The organism is Acinetobacter sp. PFS20, assembly GCF_052261015.1.
Lineage (GTDB): Bacteria > Pseudomonadota > Gammaproteobacteria > Pseudomonadales > Moraxellaceae > Acinetobacter.
Genome location: NZ_JBPVZE010000001.1, coordinates 851,413 through 869,146 on the forward strand (window position 1 = coordinate 851,413; position 17,734 = coordinate 869,146).

A 17,734-nucleotide genomic window follows, 5' to 3' on the forward strand; every position below is an offset into this window, starting at 1 on the left:
ATCCGATATGAGAGTGAATCTATTTTTTTCAAGCATTTTAGCTAAAAAAAATCTAAAAACTCTCAAAAATTTACTTATTGACCGACCATAACCATAGCAGGGCGCAATAAGCGGCCATTTAAGGTATAGCCTTTTTGTAAAACGGTACCGATTTCATTCGCTTTAGCATTTGGATCAATACCAACTGCTTGATGTAAATCTGCATTGAAACCATTTTTAGTATCAGCTTCTACAACGCCAAATTTTTCAAGCGCAGTTAACAGTGACTTCAAGGTTAATTTGATACCTTCAAGTACAGGTGTCTCTTCATCACCCGCCGCTTGGATTGCACGCTCTAGATTGTCTACAGAATCCAGTAATTCTTTTGCAAATTTTTCAAGCACAGTTTCCTTATGCTTTTCAGACTCACGTTGAATACGCTCTACACTTTTTTGTGCTTCGTAAACAGCATTCGCTGTACGTGCTTTTTCAAGTTTAAGACTTTCTTCTAATTTAGTGATTTGCGCTTGTAAAGATTCAACGGTAACGTCGTTTGCTTGCTCTACACCTTCAGCCTGAGTTTGCTCATTAGATTGCTCTGCTTGCTCGTGTTGAATGTCTTGAGCTTGCTCATTTTGCTCATTAGCCATTGATGATCTCCGTTTAAATGGGTTTTTAAACATGTACAGTCCTTTGGGCATCAGTATTTACTGTGTAAAATCTGAACTGCCATGCATATGCTGTAATTCATTAATAGAGATGAAGTATGGGCATTGCCTAAAAATTCAAGCGTACACGGCAATTTAAAACTTTTAATTTTGCGGTTTTAAGTAAAAATCTAAATTCTCGATCATAAAAGCAATAAATTCCTGCGTTATCTTGGGTAAATGTTGCCTCGATGCATATACCACTGACAGACTTAACTCCGGAGCTGAAAAGTTTTTAAACAAAGGAACTAGTCGTTTTTCTTTTAAATCTTTTTTAACTAATAGTGAAGGCAACATAGCCACACCTTGAGCATGTAGACACATATCATAAACAGCATTTACATCATTACTTTTAAAGGTAACGTTTAAAGGATAATTCTGCGGTTGTTGCTCTTCATCAAAAAGAGTCCAGTATGAATGTTGGCTATGGTGAGCTAAACATTCATATTGAATAAGTTGTCTTGGATGAGAGAGGGTGCTGTGCTGTTTTAAATAGTCTGGATGGGCACAAAATATTGATTCGATCTGACAGACTGGTCTCGCAATTAATCCATCTGCAACTTTTTGCGTTATACGCAACGCCAAATCGACTTGTGCATCAATCAGGTCAATTGTATTTTCAGTAAGATATACATCAAATTGAATATGTGGATGTTGCTTTTTAAATTGACGAATGCATTCCCCAACACCTAGTTGAAATAAAAATAAACCACAGGTAAAACGAATCGTACCGTTATGTTGTTCGGGTGCTGCTAGCTCTTGCAGAAGTAGTTGTTGTTGTAAAATATTTTCGCAATAGAGGAGGGCTTTTTCACCGGCTGGAGTGAGAGATATCTTTCGGGTATTCCTCTGAAATAGTCGAGTTGAAAATGTGTGCTCTAGGTGCTCAAGATAGCGAGAAACCATGGCACGGGAATAATTAAGATGTTCAGCGGCTTTAGTTAAATTGCCATGTTGAGCAATAGAAACAAAGACCTGTATGGCTTTTAATGTGTCCATATGTCTTATCATTATTACAATATATGCAACAGTTTATCTTAATTTAGTGCATTTACCTTACATAAATTGCAATTTAAAGTATTCCTTATGAAATTGGAGAATACATAATGAAATTTTTTAAATTAACTGCTTCAGCTCTAGCAACTGCCACAGCTTTGACAATGGCTTCCTCAGCTTTTGCTCAAGATCTAAAAATCCAAAGTTTTCTGGCTAAACCCGAACATTTTGGGGTGACTTCTACTTTAATTGAAGGTGATAAAGAAGTTCTATTGGTGAATGCACAATTCTCAAAATCTGAAGCATTACGTATTGCTGCCGATATTCTCGATAGCGGTAAAACGCTGAAGACAATTTTCGTAAGTTATGGTGATCCTGACTATTATTTTGGTTTAGATGTATTTAAACAGTACTTTCCAAATGTACAAATCATTGCAACTCCAGAAACTGTTAAACATATTCAAGATACTCAAGCGCTGAAAGTGAAATATTGGGGACCACAAATGGGTGCAAATGCACCTAGTCAAATTATTGTTCCTCAGGTTTATACAGCTAAAGCCTTAAAACTTGAGAATGAATCAATCGAGATTAAAGGTAAGAAAGAACTTACTTATTTATGGATTCCTTCTTCAAAAGCAGTAGTCGGCGGTATCCCTGTATCTTCAGGTATTCATTTATGGATGGCAGATACACCTAAAACTAAAGATCGTGTTGAAGTGATTCAAACTTTAGAAAGTATCAAAGCACTTCAACCTAAAATTGTTGTACCTGCTCATATGGTTGAGGGAGCTTCACAAGGACTAGATGCTGTTAACTTCTCAATTAACTATTTAAATAGTTATGAAAAAGCTGCTAAAGCAAGTAAAAATTCGGCTGAGCTTAGCAAACTTATGCAGAAACAATATCCAGCTCTGAAAAGTGTGGATAGCCTTGAGCTAGGTGCAAAAGTTGTAAAAGGCGAGATGCAATGGCCGTAATTTAAATCGAAATATCATAAATTTTTAAAAAAAGCTGGGGTCTATACCCGGCTTTTCTCATTAGAAAAGGAGTTTTTAAACAAAAAACCTCTGTAACATTCTACGTACCTTATATAGCGTTTCTATGAAGAGAATTTTTTTGAGCAGCGCAAAAGATTAAGATAAAAATTAGAAATTGATAAAATTAAACAAAAACTTAAGTTGCTACTTTTATATAAAAGATAGAGATAAGGGGAGGGAAGTGGATTTAATAAAAAATTGCACAATTTGTACCTCTATTACTACAAAAGACAACCAATGATACGCACGCCAGAAAAAAAAATTGTGAATTATAGGCAGCGCGAAGATGAACTTTGCATTTAAATGTTTGTCGTAATGAAAGGAAAGTGATTATGAAAAAATTAGGTCTTATCTCTGTAGTACTTGCTGGTGTTGCTTTTACAGCTGTTGGTTGTGCATCTGAAGCTGGTTTAAATGCATCAGGTTCTGCTCAAACAAGTGCTAGCCCATCTGGCGTACAAGCTGGGGTAGGCGTTGATGCTGGCGTTTCTGGCCAAGCACAACCAGGTCAAGTTGATGCTGGTGCTTCAGGTTCTGTTTCAGGCTCTGCAACTGCTCAGTAATTCTTAGCGATAAGAACAGTTAAAAGATTATAGAAGATATATATTCAAGATGCCGATTTATATATGAAATGAGCTGCTACTCATTATTCTATAATTAAGAGAATTTAGATGTCTCAAAAAAGCCCCAAAAGACTTAACTTCTTGGGGCTTTTTATATAGTAATGAATTTAGTCATTATGGCGATCATCTCGACGATTATGATCTCGATCTTCTACTCGTTTTTTATCCCATTCGTGGCGCCTTTTATCGTCATCACGGTGTTTTTTATCCTCGTCATGGCGTCTTTTATCCCATTCTTGACGATTTCGATCCTGTTCGCGAGCAACTCTTCGTTGTTGTTCATATATTCTTTGACGTTCTTCCCAGCGTTTTCGCTCCCAATCATTATATCGACGTCCATCATTGCGATCATAGCGATTAGTATCATGATAACCATAACCACCACGATAAGAAGGGTCGTCCGTATAAGCTACACAGCCTACAGTTAAAAGACTGGTTGCTAATAAAGTAACAACTAGTTTTGTTGACATAATCGTACCTCTTTTTGTCTGTTAACAATAATTGGCAAAAAAGTCCTGTTTTAAGTGACAGATTTGTTAATGACATTTGCTTTAAATCAGATTAGCGTAATTTGGGTTTTACCTTTGTATCTTGATTACGTGAGTTGTATGCGAATATAGTCAAACAACAACAGAATTCTGTAGAAAATATGAAGGATAAGAGGAATTCATGGAGATAGGCATGACAGCATTCAATCAAAAAATTCAAACATTGCTAGATAAGGGCCAAGGGCCCGCTGCTCGAGCTCTTGATAAGTTACCTCGACTAGCTCAAGAATCACTTGCCAAAATTCTTGGATATTCTTACCAATATCCAGATCTCGACTCATTTATTAAATGTATGATGGCTGTACAGATTAAACAGGGACGCATCGGCTTTATTGGTTCAGATCCTATCGAGTCTAGAAGACAGTTCGATACACAAATGTTGGCTATACGCCAGAAATCAACCGATATTGATTCAGTCGAAGATATTCGTTTACCTCTCCAAAGCGGAACTGTTTTCGCAAGACACTATCATCCAGTGCCTAATAAAAAGTTACCTCTTCTTGTTTTCTATCATGGAGGAGGGTTTGTCGTTGGTGGGTTAGATACTCATGATGAGGTTTGTCGTATATTGGCAAAATATGCAAAGGTACAAGTACTCAGTATTGATTATCCTCTTGCACCTGAAGTATCTCCTCAACATTTAATCCAGTCATGTGAAGATGCATTAGCATGGGTATATCAAAATCGCAGACAATTAAAGATATTAAAAGGTCGAATTGCGGTAGCGGGGGATAGTGCAGGTGGAAACATCAGTACAGTCGTGGCTCAAAGATCAGTAAATAAACCTTATGCTCCACAGGCACAACTTCTCATTTACCCTACAGTTGATTTTAAGAGCCGACATCCTTCTTTTTATGCTTATAACGAAGGATTGGTTTTGACCGATAGCGATATTAATTATGTCACTCAATATTATGCAACGCAGCATAACGTAGAACTAGATGATCCTATTATTTCTCCAACCTATGGCAACTTGAAAAAGAACCCACCAGCTTTTGTGATTACTGCTGGGCATGATGTATTACATGACGAGGCAAAAATCTATAGTTATAAGCTACGTCAAAATGGTGTCAAAATGCATTATGAAGAATATTCAGATCAAACTCATGGTTTTATAAACTTGACGCCTATTTCAAAAAAAGCCAAACGTTACACCATTGAGTTCAGTAAAAACTTTAGAAAATTTTGGGATAAAAATAGCTAAATAAAAGTTTGGTCCATGTTTCACGTGGAACATGGACACATATACACATCCAAAATATTAGGCCTTAAATAAAAGACAATAAATACTCACTAGAATTCTTTTATATAGACGATTAAATTTAACCTTTACTAAATTTTGCATTTTATTGTAGGAAAATATGAAAAAATTATTAATGCTATGTTGCTTAGGTCTAAGCAGTCATTCAGTTTGGGCTGACACTTTAGTTGAAATGCAAACAAATTTAGGCAATATAGAAATACAACTTTATGACGAGAAAGCCCCAATCAGCGTAAAGAATTTTAAAACCTATATAAAGTCGAACTTTTATAAAGATACGATCTTCCATCGCGTAATACCTGGCTTCATGGCGCAGGGTGGTGGACTTACTGCAAATATGCAGGAAAAGACAACCCGAGCACCAATCAAAAACGAAGCTGGAAATGGAATTGCTAACACCCGCGGAACTTTAGCAATGGCTCGTACTGCAAATCCGGACTCTGCTACTAGTCAATTCTTTATTAATGTCGCAGATAACAGTTTTCTAAATCGCTCAGCTGGTAACGCAGGTTATGCGGTTTTCGGAAAAGTAATTAAAGGAATGGATGTGGTTGACCGTATTGTAAAGGTACCTACAACCAATGATGGCATGCATCAGAACGTTCCTAAACAACCTATTAAGATACTAGAAGTGAAAATCAAAAAAGAATGAAAATAAATAATTTAATATTTATTGTTTGTTATCAGTTGCTTAGTTAATTATTTTGGCTTTTTTGATTTTTAGTTGGGTAAAAAAGAGTCGGTCAAACACATATATTTAGAAAAGTGCTTGCGTACCAGTTTTTTTTCCCTATAATGCACTCATCCCGACGCGATACACGAGAATATCTTAGCTTACAGGGTTAAGATGGAAACTTAGTATTGCGTTGAATTCTGTCTCTGACGAAGAGCAGAAAAATCATTAAGAGAATTGAAGAACAACTTGTGTGGATTTTTACTGATTGATTAATCGAAATATTATCATTGATTGATTGGTTTAAATTACTCGAAGTTTATTTGAGCGAAATTTAAGTCAGAAAATTGATGAGCCAGAATTGGCACCTTGTCTTTAATAAGGTGCAAAATGATTTTTAACTGAAGAGTTTGATCATGGCTCAGATTGAACGCTGGCGGCAGGCTTAACACATGCAAGTCGAGCGGGGTGATGGTGCTTGCACTATCACTTAGCGGCGGACGGGTGAGTAATGCTTAGGAATCTGCCTATTAGTGGGGGACAACATTTCGAAAGGAATGCTAATACCGCATACGTCCTACGGGAGAAAGCAGGGGATCTTCGGACCTTGCGCTAATAGATGAGCCTAAGTCGGATTAGCTAGTTGGTGGGGTAAAGGCCTACCAAGGCGACGATCTGTAGCGGGTCTGAGAGGATGATCCGCCACACTGGGACTGAGACACGGCCCAGACTCCTACGGGAGGCAGCAGTGGGGAATATTGGACAATGGGCGGAAGCCTGATCCAGCCATGCCGCGTGTGTGAAGAAGGCCTTATGGTTGTAAAGCACTTTAAGCGAGGAGGAGGCTACTTTAGTTAATACCTAGAGATAGTGGACGTTACTCGCAGAATAAGCACCGGCTAACTCTGTGCCAGCAGCCGCGGTAATACAGAGGGTGCAAGCGTTAATCGGATTTACTGGGCGTAAAGCGCGCGTAGGCGGCTAATTAAGTCAAATGTGAAATCCCCGAGCTTAACTTGGGAATTGCATTCGATACTGGTTAGCTAGAGTGTGGGAGAGGATGGTAGAATTCCAGGTGTAGCGGTGAAATGCGTAGAGATCTGGAGGAATACCGATGGCGAAGGCAGCCATCTGGCCTAACACTGACGCTGAGGTGCGAAAGCATGGGGAGCAAACAGGATTAGATACCCTGGTAGTCCATGCCGTAAACGATGTCTACTAGCCGTTGGGGCCTTTGAGGCTTTAGTGGCGCAGCTAACGCGATAAGTAGACCGCCTGGGGAGTACGGTCGCAAGACTAAAACTCAAATGAATTGACGGGGGCCCGCACAAGCGGTGGAGCATGTGGTTTAATTCGATGCAACGCGAAGAACCTTACCTGGCCTTGACATAGTAAGAACTTTCCAGAGATGGATTGGTGCCTTCGGGAACTTACATACAGGTGCTGCATGGCTGTCGTCAGCTCGTGTCGTGAGATGTTGGGTTAAGTCCCGCAACGAGCGCAACCCTTTTCCTTATTTGCCAGCGAGTAATGTCGGGAACTTTAAGGATACTGCCAGTGACAAACTGGAGGAAGGCGGGGACGACGTCAAGTCATCATGGCCCTTACGGCCAGGGCTACACACGTGCTACAATGGTCGGTACAAAGGGTTGCTACCTAGCGATAGGATGCTAATCTCAAAAAGCCGATCGTAGTCCGGATTGGAGTCTGCAACTCGACTCCATGAAGTCGGAATCGCTAGTAATCGCGGATCAGAATGCCGCGGTGAATACGTTCCCGGGCCTTGTACACACCGCCCGTCACACCATGGGAGTTTGTTGCACCAGAAGTAGCTAGCCTAACTGCAAAGAGGGCGGTTACCACGGTGTGGCCGATGACTGGGGTGAAGTCGTAACAAGGTAGCCGTAGGGGAACCTGCGGCTGGATCACCTCCTTAACGAAAGATTGACGATTGGTAAGAATCCACAACAAGTTGTTCTTCATAGATGTATCTGAGGGTCTGTAGCTCAGTTGGTTAGAGCACACGCTTGATAAGCGTGGGGTCACAAGTTCAAGTCTTGTCAGACCCACCATGACTTTGACTGGTTGAAGTTATAGATAAAAGATACATGACTGATGATGTAAGCTGGGGACTTAGCTTAGTTGGTAGAGCGCCTGCTTTGCACGCAGGAGGTCAGGAGTTCGACTCTCCTAGTCTCCACCAGAACTTAAGAGAAGTTCGGATTACAGAAATTAGTAAATAAAGATTTAGATCTTGGTTTATTAACTTCTGTGATTTAAGTATCACGGTATTAAGCATGACCTGACGAAGGCATGTTTATTCATTAACAGATTGGCAAAATTGAGTCTGAAATAAATTGTTCACTCAAGAGTTTAGATTAAGCAATTAATCTGAATGAATTGAGAACTAGCAAATTAACTGAATCAAGCGTTTTGGTATATGAATTTAGATTGAAGCTGTACAGTGTTTAAGTACACAGACAACAGATAGTAGCGATGAAGAGTCGCACGGACAACACTCACTTGTAAGTGTTGACGACTGTTTGGGGTTGTATAGTCAAGTAATTAAGTGCATGTGGTGGATGCCTTGGCAGTCAGAGGCGATGAAAGACGTAATAGCCTGCGATAAGCTCCGGGGAGGCGGCAAATATCCTTTGATCCGGAGATTTCTGAATGGGGGAACCCACCTACTTTAAGGTAGGTATTGCAACATGAATACATAGTGTTGCAAGGCGAACGAGGGGAAGTGAAACATCTCAGTACCCTTAGGAAAAGAAATCAATTGAGATTCCCTTAGTAGCGGCGAGCGAACGGGGATCAGCCCATTAAGTTATGTGTGTTTTAGTGGAACGCTCTGGGAAGTGCGAACGTAGAGGGTGATATTCCCGTACACGAAAGGGCACACATAATGATGACGAGTAGGGCGAGGCACGTGAAACCTTGTCTGAATATGGGGGGACCATCCTCCAAGGCTAAATACTCCTGACTGACCGATAGTGAACCAGTACCGTGAGGGAAAGGCGAAAAGAACCCCTGTGAGGGGAGTGAAATAGATCCTGAAACCGCATGCATACAAGCAGTGGGAGCCGACTTGTTCGGTGACTGCGTACCTTTTGTATAATGGGTCAGCGACTTATATTCAGTAGCGAGGTTAACCGTATAGGGGAGCCGTAGAGAAATCGAGTCTTAATAGGGCGTTTAGTTGCTGGGTATAGACCCGAAACCAGGCGATCTATCCATGAGCAGGTTGAAGGTTGGGTAACACTAACTGGAGGACCGAACCCACTGTCGTTGAAAAGCCAGGGGATGACTTGTGGATAGGGGTGAAAGGCTAATCAAGCCTGGTGATAGCTGGTTCTCCCCGAAAGCTATTTAGGTAGCGCCTCGGACGAATACCATAGGGGGTAGAGCACTGTTTCGGCTAGGGGGTCATCCCGACTTACCAAACCGATGCAAACTCCGAATACCTATGAGTACTATCCGGGAGACAGACTGCGGGTGCTAACGTCCGTAGTCAAGAGGAAAACAATCCAGACCGCCAGCTAAGGCCCCAAAATCATAGTTAAGTGGGAAACGATGTGGGAAGGCATAGACAGCTAGGAGGTTGGCTTAGAAGCAGCCACCCTTTAAAGAAAGCGTAATAGCTCACTAGTCGAGTCGGCCTGCGCGGAAGATGTAACGGGGCTAAAACTATGTGCCGAAGCTGCGGATTTGACTTTTAGTCAAGTGGTAGGGGAGCGTTCTGTAAGCCGATGAAGGTGTATTGAGAAGTATGCTGGAGGTATCAGAAGTGCGAATGCTGACGTGAGTAACGACAAAACGGGTGAAAAACCCGTTCGCCGAAAGACCAAGGGTTCCAGTCCAACGTTAATCGGGGCTGGGTGAGTCGACCCCTAAGGCGAGGCCGAAAGGCGTAGTCGATGGGAAATTGGTTAATATTCCAATACTTCTGTGTAATGCGATGAGAGGACGGAGAAGGTTAAGTCAGCCTGGCGTTGGTTGTCCAGGTGGAAGGAAGTAGGCATGCATCTTAGGCAAATCCGGGGTGCTCTATGCTGAGATCTGATAGCAAGCTGTACTTGTACAGCGAAGTGGCTGATACCATGCTTCCAGGAAAAGTCTCTAAGCTTCAGTTACACAGGAATCGTACCCGAAACCGACACAGGTGGTCAGGTCGAGTAGACCAAGGCGCTTGAGAGAACTCTGCTGAAGGAACTAGGCAAAATGGTACCGTAACTTCGGGAGAAGGTACGCTGCTGACGGTGATGACCCTCGCGGTCTGAGCTATTGGCAGCCACAGAAACCAGGCCGCTGCAACTGTTTATTAAAAACATAGCACTCTGCAAACACGAAAGTGGACGTATAGGGTGTGATGCCTGCCCGGTGCTGGAAGGTTAATTGATGGGGTTAGCGTAAGCGAAGCTCTTGATCGAAGCCCCAGTAAACGGCGGCCGTAACTATAACGGTCCTAAGGTAGCGAAATTCCTTGTCGGGTAAGTTCCGACCTGCACGAATGGCATAATGATGGCGGCGCTGTCTCCAGCAGAGGCTCAGTGAAATCGAAATCGCTGTGAAGATGCAGTGTACCCGCGGCTAGACGGAAAGACCCCGTGAACCTTTACTGCAGCTTGACATTGAACTTTGACCTTACTTGTGTAGGATAGGTGGGAGGCTTTGAAGTTGGAACGCTAGTTCCAATGGAGCCGTCCTTGAAATACCACCCTGGTAATGTTGAGGTTCTAACTCTGCCCCGTAATCCGGGGCGAGGACCATGTCTGGTGGGTAGTTTGACTGGGGCGGTCTCCTCCTAAAGAGTAACGGAGGAGTACGAAGGTGCGCTCAGCGTGGTCGGAAATCACGCGTAGAGTATAAAGGCAAAAGCGCGCTTAACTGCGAGACCCACAAGTCGAGCAGGTACGAAAGTAGGTCTTAGTGATCCGGTGGTTCTGTATGGAAGGGCCATCGCTCAACGGATAAAAGGTACTCTGGGGATAACAGGCTGATACCGCCCAAGAGTTCATATCGACGGCGGTGTTTGGCACCTCGATGTCGGCTCATCTCATCCTGGGGCTGAAGCAGGTCCCAAGGGTATGGCTGTTCGCCATTTAAAGAGGTACGCGAGCTGGGTTTAGAACGTCGTGAGACAGTTCGGTCCCTATCTACCGTGGGCGCTGGAAATTTGAGAGGATCTGCTCCTAGTACGAGAGGACCAGAGTGGACGAACCTCTGGTGTACCGGTTGTGACGCCAGTCGCATCGCCGGGTAGCTATGTTCGGAAGGGATAACCGCTGAAAGCATCTAAGCGGGAAGCCTACCTCAAGATAAGATTTCCCTAGGACTTTATGTCCTCTAAAGAGCCGTTCGAGACTAGGACGTTGATAGGTTGGATGTGGAAGCATAGTGATATGTGAAGCTGACCAATACTAATTGCTCGTGAGGCTTGACTATACAACACCCAAGCAGTTGTATATAAAGCATCAATCGATTCATTAATATGCAAAGCAACTTGATTTAGTTATATGCTTAGCTAAAATGAACAAATAAAGTAAGATTCAATCAGCCCATCTGTAAAGATTTGGAAAACGCATCGGCACATTAAGACCCATGCAAGTATCCATACCAGTTGTGCTGGCGACCATAGCAAGAGTGAACCACCTGATCCCTTCCCGAACTCAGAAGTGAAACCTCTTAGCGCTGATGGTAGTGTGGGGTTTCCCATGTGAGAGTAAGTCATCGCCAGCTCATTATTCTAAACACCCCCAACTTAACAGTTGGGGGTGTTTTTTTATGGAAAAATAATGAAATTGAAGAGTTTAAGCTAATGAAAGTACAGCTTTAAAATCAGATTTGCATATCAAGCATGTTCTATGAATATAATAATGATGAAGTTTGTTATTTTTAGGTGTTTGCGTGAAAATTAATTCCTTCTCTTCAATATCTGAAGATGATGAAGAACTTTCTCTTCCTGAATTAGTCTATTGGGCTTCTTTGGGGGACCTAGATCAGGTAGAGCAATTACTATTAGAAGGACAAGATCCTAATCAGGCAGACGATGAAGGCTATAGTGCTTTGCAAGCAGCTGCTGAAAATGATCATTTAGAGATAGTTAAACTCTTGGTAGAAAAAGGTGCTCAAGTCGCTTATAAAAGCGAATATACAGCGCTACAGCTTGCAGAAATGGCTGGTAATATAGACGTATTAAATTATTTACAAAGCTTATAAAAATAAAAGGCCCCTATTTTATTTATAGAGGCCTTTTTAAATTTAAGATAGGTGATATTTCTGTAGTTTCTCAACAATAGATTGAAGCCCTTTTACTTCAAACTCATTAGCTTCGAATTTTTCGTCTTTATTGCGTTTAAAGATATCTCGTATCTCTATTACAGCATTGGGATCAATGATACTTAAACTTGAGGTGACTTGACGTATTTGGCTGATAGAACGAGAACCATTCGTTGAACCATAACCAATAAATGCAGCTGGTTTACCACTCCATTCTTTGCCTACATAGTCCAGAGCATTTTTTAGAGCTGGACTGTAACCATGGTTGTATTCTGGGCTAATAAAGATAAAAGCATCTGCTTGAGCAATTTTGTCTGCCCATTCTTGTTGTTTAGGTTGATCATAAATTCCGGTAGCGGGTGGATGAGATCCTGAAAATAGAGGTAAATCCCATTCTTTTAAATCGACTACTTCGGTTTGGAAATCACTTAGGCCCAATGTTGGGATTGTTGATTCTACCCAATTGGCAATTTTAATTGCTGTACGTCCTTCACGAACACTTCCCACGACAATATAGACCAGCATGCATTTTTCCCGAGGATTTTTATACTTATAACTTAATTCATTACATGGGTAGCTGAGAATATAGAATTTGTAAGGATTCTTATGTTATGAAAAAAATTGGATAATAAAAAAGCCCTCATTGAGAGGGCTTTTTTATTTACATGAGTTTAATGCCTTGTTGGCCTTCAGGAGTAACCTTGAATATTTCTACTTCAAAGGTAATGTTCTTTCCAGCTAAAGGGTGATTAAAATCAATTTCTGTAATGTCATCATTAACTGACTTCACTACACCGAATAAAGTTGTTTTTGCCTTATCTTCGAACTCAATCATATGACCAGGAATAGGGCGTTGTTCAAACTTAACTGTATCGAAAGTTTGAATATTTTCCGGATTCCATGGACCAAATGCATCTTCTGGTGGAAGATGTACTGTACGACGGTCACCCGCACGTAAACCAAATAATGCTTTTTCAAAGCCAGGTAAAAGATTCCCGTCACCAATAGTCAAGGTAACAGGTTCTTCACGGTTACGTGTATTATCGATTTCTACACCATTTTCAATAGCAACAGAAAAGTGTAGATCGACTTTAGAGCCATCTGTAATACGAATTTCTTCGTTAGGTTGGATAATTTCGGTCATATTATGCATCCGAATTTTGGTTGCGTTGCTTCTCAAGGAAGAATGTATCAATGAGTAGCAAAATGGTACCTAAGGTAATAGCACTGTCCGCAATATTAAAAGCTGGAAAGTGATGATTTTGGTAATAAACATGAATGAAATCGACCACATAACCTAGGGTAATACGGTCAATTAAATTGCCTAAAGCTCCACCTAAAATTAAAGCGATGGCTACAGGTAGCACCACCATTTTTTTAGGCATACGAAGCAACCAAAATACAAAAAGGATTGAAACTAAGCCTGCTAAAGATGTGAAGAAATAGCGCTGCCATCCTCCTGCATCCGATAAAAAGCTAAAAGCTGCACCATAATTATGTAATAGTGTCCAGTTTAAAAATGGAAGCACAGGCACTGGATCTGCATAGTTCAGATGTGTACTTGCAATCCATTTTGTCCATTGATCCAACACAATGGCAAGGACAGAAAGTCCAAGCCAAATGAGATTGTGTGGATAAAACTGGAATAAGCCTTTTTTAGCTTGTGAATTAGGCATATTTTCTCACTTCGCCACGACCAGTGACGTTCACAATACAACGACCACATAAACCAGGATGATCGGCATGTGTATTTACATCTGGAAGGACGTGCCAGCAACGTGCACATTTTTCACCTTCAGCTGCAGATATTTGTACACGTAAGCCTTCCATTTCAGTTGCTTCACCTTGCTCAGCAAATGGATATACTACTACTTGAGAAGTAATAAGAACAAAACGGAGTTCATCAGCCAGTTGGTTTAAAACTGTTTGTAATGATTCATTTGCCCAAAGTTCAACTTTGGCTGAAAGATTACTGCCGACAAGTTTAGCGTTACGAGCTGCTTCAATCTGTTTATTTACTGCAGATTTTACGCTAATCAATGTTTGCCAATCTTCTTCAGAAAGCAAGTTTGCTTTTGATGAAACAGGCAAGTCGTACCATTCTGAAGTAAATACATACTTTTCAGTTTGTTCTGGAATCAGTGGCCAAGCTTCTTGAGCAGTAAAGCTTAAGATTGGGCTCATCCAACGGATAAATGCTTGAACGATATGATAAAGCGCTGTTTGTGCAGAGCGACGTGCTTGTGAGTCAGCCTTAGTTGTATATTGACGATCTTTGATAATATCTAGGTAGAAACCACCTAAGTCATTAATACAGAAGCTTGTTAACGCACTACACACCACATGGAAGTTCATTTCTTCGTAAGCAGTGATAATGGTTTGTTGTACTTCATTCGCGCGTTGCAAGATGTATTGATCTAGAGCGATAAGGTCATCTACTGCTAAAGCATCTGTGCTTGGTTTGAAACCATTTAGGTTCGCAAGCAAGAAGCGTAAGGTATTACGAATACGACGGTAGCTATCACTTACACGGTTAAAGATTTCTTTAGAAGCTGCAATTTCATAGCGATAGTCGCTAGAAGCTACATATAGACGTAAACCATCAGCACCAAGCTGTTTGATGATTTCTTCAAGCGGAATGTAGTTGCCTAAAGATTTCGACAACTTACGGCCGTTTTCATCCACTGTAAAACCATGTGTTAACAAGGCTTTATATGGTGCACGATTGTGAATTGCCATAGACGTTAATAAAGAAGATTGGAACCAACCACGGTGTTGGTCTGAACCTTCTAAATATAAATCAGCAGGGCTTTCTAATTCTTCACGTTGCTCAAGTACAGCGTAATGTGTTGTACCAGAGTCGAACCATACATCAAGCGTATCGCGAACGGCATTGTATTGTTCAGCATCTTCACCTATGAAGTCTTTTGCTTCACGTTTGAACCATGCTTCGATACCTTCTTGTTCGATCAGTTGAGCAACTTCTTCGATGAGTTCAGGTGTACGAGGGTGTAATTCATTTGTATCTTTATGAACGAAGAAAGGAATTGGTACACCCCAAGTACGTTGACGTGAGATACACCAGTCCGGACGACCTTCAATCATTGATTCAATACGGTTTTTACCCCAGTTCGGTACAAACTCGATATCGTTTTCAATAGCGTTAAGCGCGCCTTCACGTAAACCTTTTTGATCCATGCTAATAAACCATTGTGGTGTAGCACGGAAAATAATAGGAGTCTTATGACGCCAGCAGTGTGGGTAGCTGTGTTTAATTGGTTGATGAGCCCATAAACGGCCTACAGCACCCAAAGCTTCAATAATCTTTGGATTGGCTTTATAGATGTGCTCACCAGCATAGATTGGAGCAGTTGGTAAATAAACACCATTACCACCGACTGGATTGTCTACTTTAAGATTGTATTGAAGACCTACTTTATAGTCGTCTGCACCATGGCCAGGCGCTGTATGTACTGCACCTGTACCGCTTGTTGCAATAACGTGTTCACCCAAAATCACTGGAACTTGACGATCGGTAAGTAAAGGGTGTTGTAAAGTAAGGTTTTCAAGAGCTGAACCTGTAAAGTCAGCTAAAACAACTGGGTTTTCAAGCTTGTAACGCTCAATTGCTGAAGCAACTAAGTCTTTAGCAAGAATGAAGTTTTGCTTACCACGCTCAGTAGTTACTTGTACCAATTGATATTCAATTTCGGCATGCAAAGCAACGGCTTGGTTAGCAGGTAATGTCCACGGTGTAGTCGTCCAGATCACGATATCTGTTGGGTCTTGAACTTCTACGTTTAAACGGGCACTTAAATCTTTTAGATCTACAACACCAAAACCAACGTCAATTGCGTCAGATTTTTTATCTTCGTATTCAACTTCAGCTTCAGCAAGTGCTGAACCACAGTCCATACACCAGTTCACTGGCTTTAAGCCCGGCTGGATATGACCATTTTTTTGGATTAAGCCTAAAGTACGAACAATATCGGCTTCTTGTTTATAGTTCATGGTGAGATAAGGATTATCCCAATCACCTAAAATACCAAGACGTTTAAAGTCAGTACGCTGTAAATCAATTTGTTTTAGAGCATATTCACGGCAGAGTTTACGGAAAGTCGCTGCGTCAACTTTTTCGCCAACTTTACCTACTTTTTCTTCAACTTTTAGCTCAATTGGCAAGCCATGACAGTCCCAACCCGGAACATAAGGTGCATCGAAACCTGCCAAAGTACGGCTTTTTACAATCACGTCTTTGAGTACTTTATTGACTGCGTGACCTAAGTGAATTGTACCGTTCGCATATGGAGGGCCATCGTGCAAAATATATTTTTTCTTGCCAATACGCGATGCACGAATCTGCTGATAAATGTTGTCGGTATACCACTCTTCTAACCATTTCACTTCACGTACTGCCAAATTTGCTTTCATTGCAAATTGAGTATCCGGCAGGTTTAGCGTGGCTTTGTAGTCCACTGCATTCTCAGGAGTTTGCTTATCGCTCATGCAAGTTTTCATCCAGTTTAATCAGCTAGGGAGCCGACATGTTTTACAATCAAAATTCGAATTAAAAAGGAAATTGTGTCGTGTCGTTACGGTATTGTCGTAACTGCTGCACGTCATTATCAATTCCTGCCTTAAGTGCCTCAAGCGAAGGGTAGTTCAATTCACCATGAAGATAGTGAAGAAAAGTCACCCGCATAAATAAGCCATACAGATTAGCAGAAACATCAGGGAAATGTACTTCTAATCTCCACTCTGGATGTTCTTGCTGAATGGCTGGACGTGTACCGACATGCCCTGCACCATAGAGGCTGTTTTCATGATATCCGGCAATTCCCGGTTTTTCGGGTGTATCTTGACGCACTTTTTGAGTAAGTGAAGTTGTTTCACAAATGACTTCAACACCATAAATCCCATTTAAACATGGCTTATGGCGGTTGAGGCGAACATTAATCGTTGGAAAATCTAAAGTTCGTCCAATTTGGTCGCCATATTGGACACGTCCTGTAATACTGTACGGACGACCTAATAATTTAGCAGCTAAGGCAAGATTTCCTACCTGAAGCACTTGGCGAATACGAGTTGAACTGACGCGTTCACCTTCAAGTTCAATAGTATGTAAATTTGTGACTTGAAAGCCGTAATTCTTTAGAAATTCGCTGTTACCTTGACGGTCTTTGCCGAAATGAAAGTCATCCCCTAGAACCAAAGTCTGCGCATTTAGTTTATCTTTTAATAAATCTGCAAACTCAGACGCACTCATGCTACGGAAATGCTGATCAAATTTAGCAACCGCAATGTAATCAACCCCAAGCTCGGTTAGATATTCGACCTTTTCTCGTAGTGAATTAATACGAGGAGGGGCATCGTAGCCTTTAAAGAATTCAAGAGGTTGTGGCTCAAAAATCATAACCAATGTTTTTAAGCCTTGTGCTGCAGCAATTTTTTTGAGTTGAGCAATCATCGCTTGGTGACCTAAATGGACACCATCAAAATTACCAATAGTTACCGCTGTTTGAGGTAACTGAAAATTGGGCGATAACGCATTAAGACGAAGCAGTTTCATGAACTTAAAATATGGCTATTTTTGCAAGGGCTATATATTGCCATAATCTCACAGATTCG

Annotated in this window: 13 protein-coding genes, 2 tRNA genes and 3 rRNA genes; 10 read left to right on the forward strand and 8 right to left on the reverse strand. The window is 41.3% G+C overall.

All coding sequences use genetic code 11. The features are described from left to right. Positions 1 to 74 precede the first annotated feature (74 nt). Positions 75 to 629 carry a nucleotide exchange factor GrpE gene (gene grpE, locus ACS125_RS04055; RefSeq protein WP_199968779.1) on the reverse strand — a complete coding sequence of 185 codons (555 nt, stop codon included), beginning with the start codon at positions 627 to 629 and terminating at the stop codon, positions 75 to 77. A gap of 162 nt (positions 630 to 791) precedes the next feature. Next, positions 792 to 1,685, reverse strand: a complete 894-nt coding sequence (locus ACS125_RS04060) for a LysR family transcriptional regulator (RefSeq protein WP_443270671.1) — start codon at positions 1,683 to 1,685, stop codon at positions 792 to 794. A 107-nt stretch (positions 1,686 to 1,792) separates the two neighbouring features. Between ACS125_RS04060 and ACS125_RS04065 the strand changes: the two genes are divergently transcribed. Beyond that, on the forward strand, positions 1,793 to 2,659 hold the full coding sequence (locus tag ACS125_RS04065) for an MBL fold metallo-hydrolase (RefSeq protein WP_443270673.1): 867 nt from the start codon (positions 1,793 to 1,795) through the stop codon (positions 2,657 to 2,659). A 392-nt stretch (positions 2,660 to 3,051) separates the two neighbouring features. Next, positions 3,052 to 3,282: a hypothetical protein gene (locus ACS125_RS04070; RefSeq protein ID WP_000733015.1), complete on the forward strand. Its 231-nt coding sequence runs from the start codon at positions 3,052 to 3,054 to the stop codon at positions 3,280 to 3,282. A 167-nt stretch (positions 3,283 to 3,449) separates the two neighbouring features. On the opposite strand, the gene ACS125_RS04075 is transcribed toward ACS125_RS04070, so the two are convergent. Continuing rightward, positions 3,450 to 3,812, reverse strand: a complete 363-nt coding sequence (locus tag ACS125_RS04075; RefSeq protein WP_443270677.1) for a hypothetical protein — start codon at positions 3,810 to 3,812, stop codon at positions 3,450 to 3,452. A gap of 211 nt (positions 3,813 to 4,023) precedes the next feature. Here ACS125_RS04075 and ACS125_RS04080 point away from each other — a divergent pair, with 211 nt between their 5' ends. The 8 genes from ACS125_RS04080 to ACS125_RS04115 all read left to right on the forward strand — a co-directional run bounded on the left by ACS125_RS04080 (position 4,024) and on the right by ACS125_RS04115 (position 12,046). After that, the gene (locus ACS125_RS04080; RefSeq protein WP_443270679.1) at positions 4,024 to 5,094 is read left to right on the forward strand and encodes an alpha/beta hydrolase; all 1,071 of its coding nucleotides are present in this window, start codon (positions 4,024 to 4,026) and stop codon (positions 5,092 to 5,094) included. Positions 5,095 to 5,251: 157 nt separating this feature from the next. Beyond that, positions 5,252 to 5,803 (forward strand): peptidylprolyl isomerase, encoded by a 552-nt coding sequence (locus ACS125_RS04085; RefSeq protein WP_174759402.1) that lies wholly within the window; start codon positions 5,252 to 5,254, stop codon positions 5,801 to 5,803. Positions 5,804 to 6,222: 419 nt separating this feature from the next. Beyond that, a 16S ribosomal RNA gene (locus ACS125_RS04090) occupies positions 6,223 to 7,760 on the forward strand. Positions 7,761 to 7,819: 59 nt separating this feature from the next. Continuing rightward, positions 7,820 to 7,896, forward strand: a tRNA-Ile gene (locus tag ACS125_RS04095). Between the two features lie 55 nt (positions 7,897 to 7,951). Continuing rightward, positions 7,952 to 8,027, forward strand: a tRNA-Ala gene (locus ACS125_RS04100). 352 nt (positions 8,028 to 8,379) lie between these two features. Then, positions 8,380 to 11,272, forward strand: a 23S ribosomal RNA gene (locus ACS125_RS04105). 179 nt (positions 11,273 to 11,451) lie between these two features. After that, positions 11,452 to 11,566: ribosomal RNA gene (rrf, locus tag ACS125_RS04110) — 5S ribosomal RNA — on the forward strand. Together the 16S, 23S and 5S rRNA genes with 2 tRNA genes alongside form the textbook arrangement of a ribosomal RNA operon. A 168-nt stretch (positions 11,567 to 11,734) precedes the next feature. After that, positions 11,735 to 12,046 carry an ankyrin repeat domain-containing protein gene (locus ACS125_RS04115; RefSeq protein WP_443270681.1) on the forward strand — a complete coding sequence of 104 codons (312 nt, stop codon included), beginning with the start codon at positions 11,735 to 11,737 and terminating at the stop codon, positions 12,044 to 12,046. 42 nt (positions 12,047 to 12,088) lie between these two features. Here the strand turns inward: ACS125_RS04115 and ACS125_RS04120 are convergent, their stop codons facing one another. From ACS125_RS04120 to ribF, 5 genes are all read right to left on the reverse strand, one after another. Next, on the reverse strand, positions 12,089 to 12,631 hold the full coding sequence (locus ACS125_RS04120; RefSeq protein WP_238612879.1) for an NADPH-dependent FMN reductase: 543 nt from the start codon (positions 12,629 to 12,631) through the stop codon (positions 12,089 to 12,091). 136 nt (positions 12,632 to 12,767) lie between these two features. After that, a complete protein-coding gene (locus ACS125_RS04125) occupies positions 12,768 to 13,250 on the reverse strand; it encodes an FKBP-type peptidyl-prolyl cis-trans isomerase (RefSeq protein ID WP_004640310.1) in 483 nt (160 codons plus the stop codon). Position 13,251: 1 nt separating this feature from the next. Then, positions 13,252 to 13,782 (reverse strand): signal peptidase II, encoded by a 531-nt coding sequence (lspA, locus tag ACS125_RS04130; protein WP_003655819.1) that lies wholly within the window; start codon positions 13,780 to 13,782, stop codon positions 13,252 to 13,254. Next, positions 13,775 to 16,612, reverse strand: coding sequence for an isoleucine--tRNA ligase (gene ileS / locus ACS125_RS04135; RefSeq protein ID WP_174732265.1), 2,838 nt, complete (start codon positions 16,610 to 16,612; stop codon positions 13,775 to 13,777). Before ileS ends, lspA begins: the two co-directional genes overlap by 8 nt. Positions 16,613 to 16,673: 61 nt before the next feature. Continuing rightward, positions 16,674 to 17,675, reverse strand: a complete 1,002-nt coding sequence (gene ribF / locus ACS125_RS04140; protein ID WP_004795519.1) for a bifunctional riboflavin kinase/FAD synthetase — start codon at positions 17,673 to 17,675, stop codon at positions 16,674 to 16,676. Positions 17,676 to 17,734 lie beyond the last annotated feature (59 nt).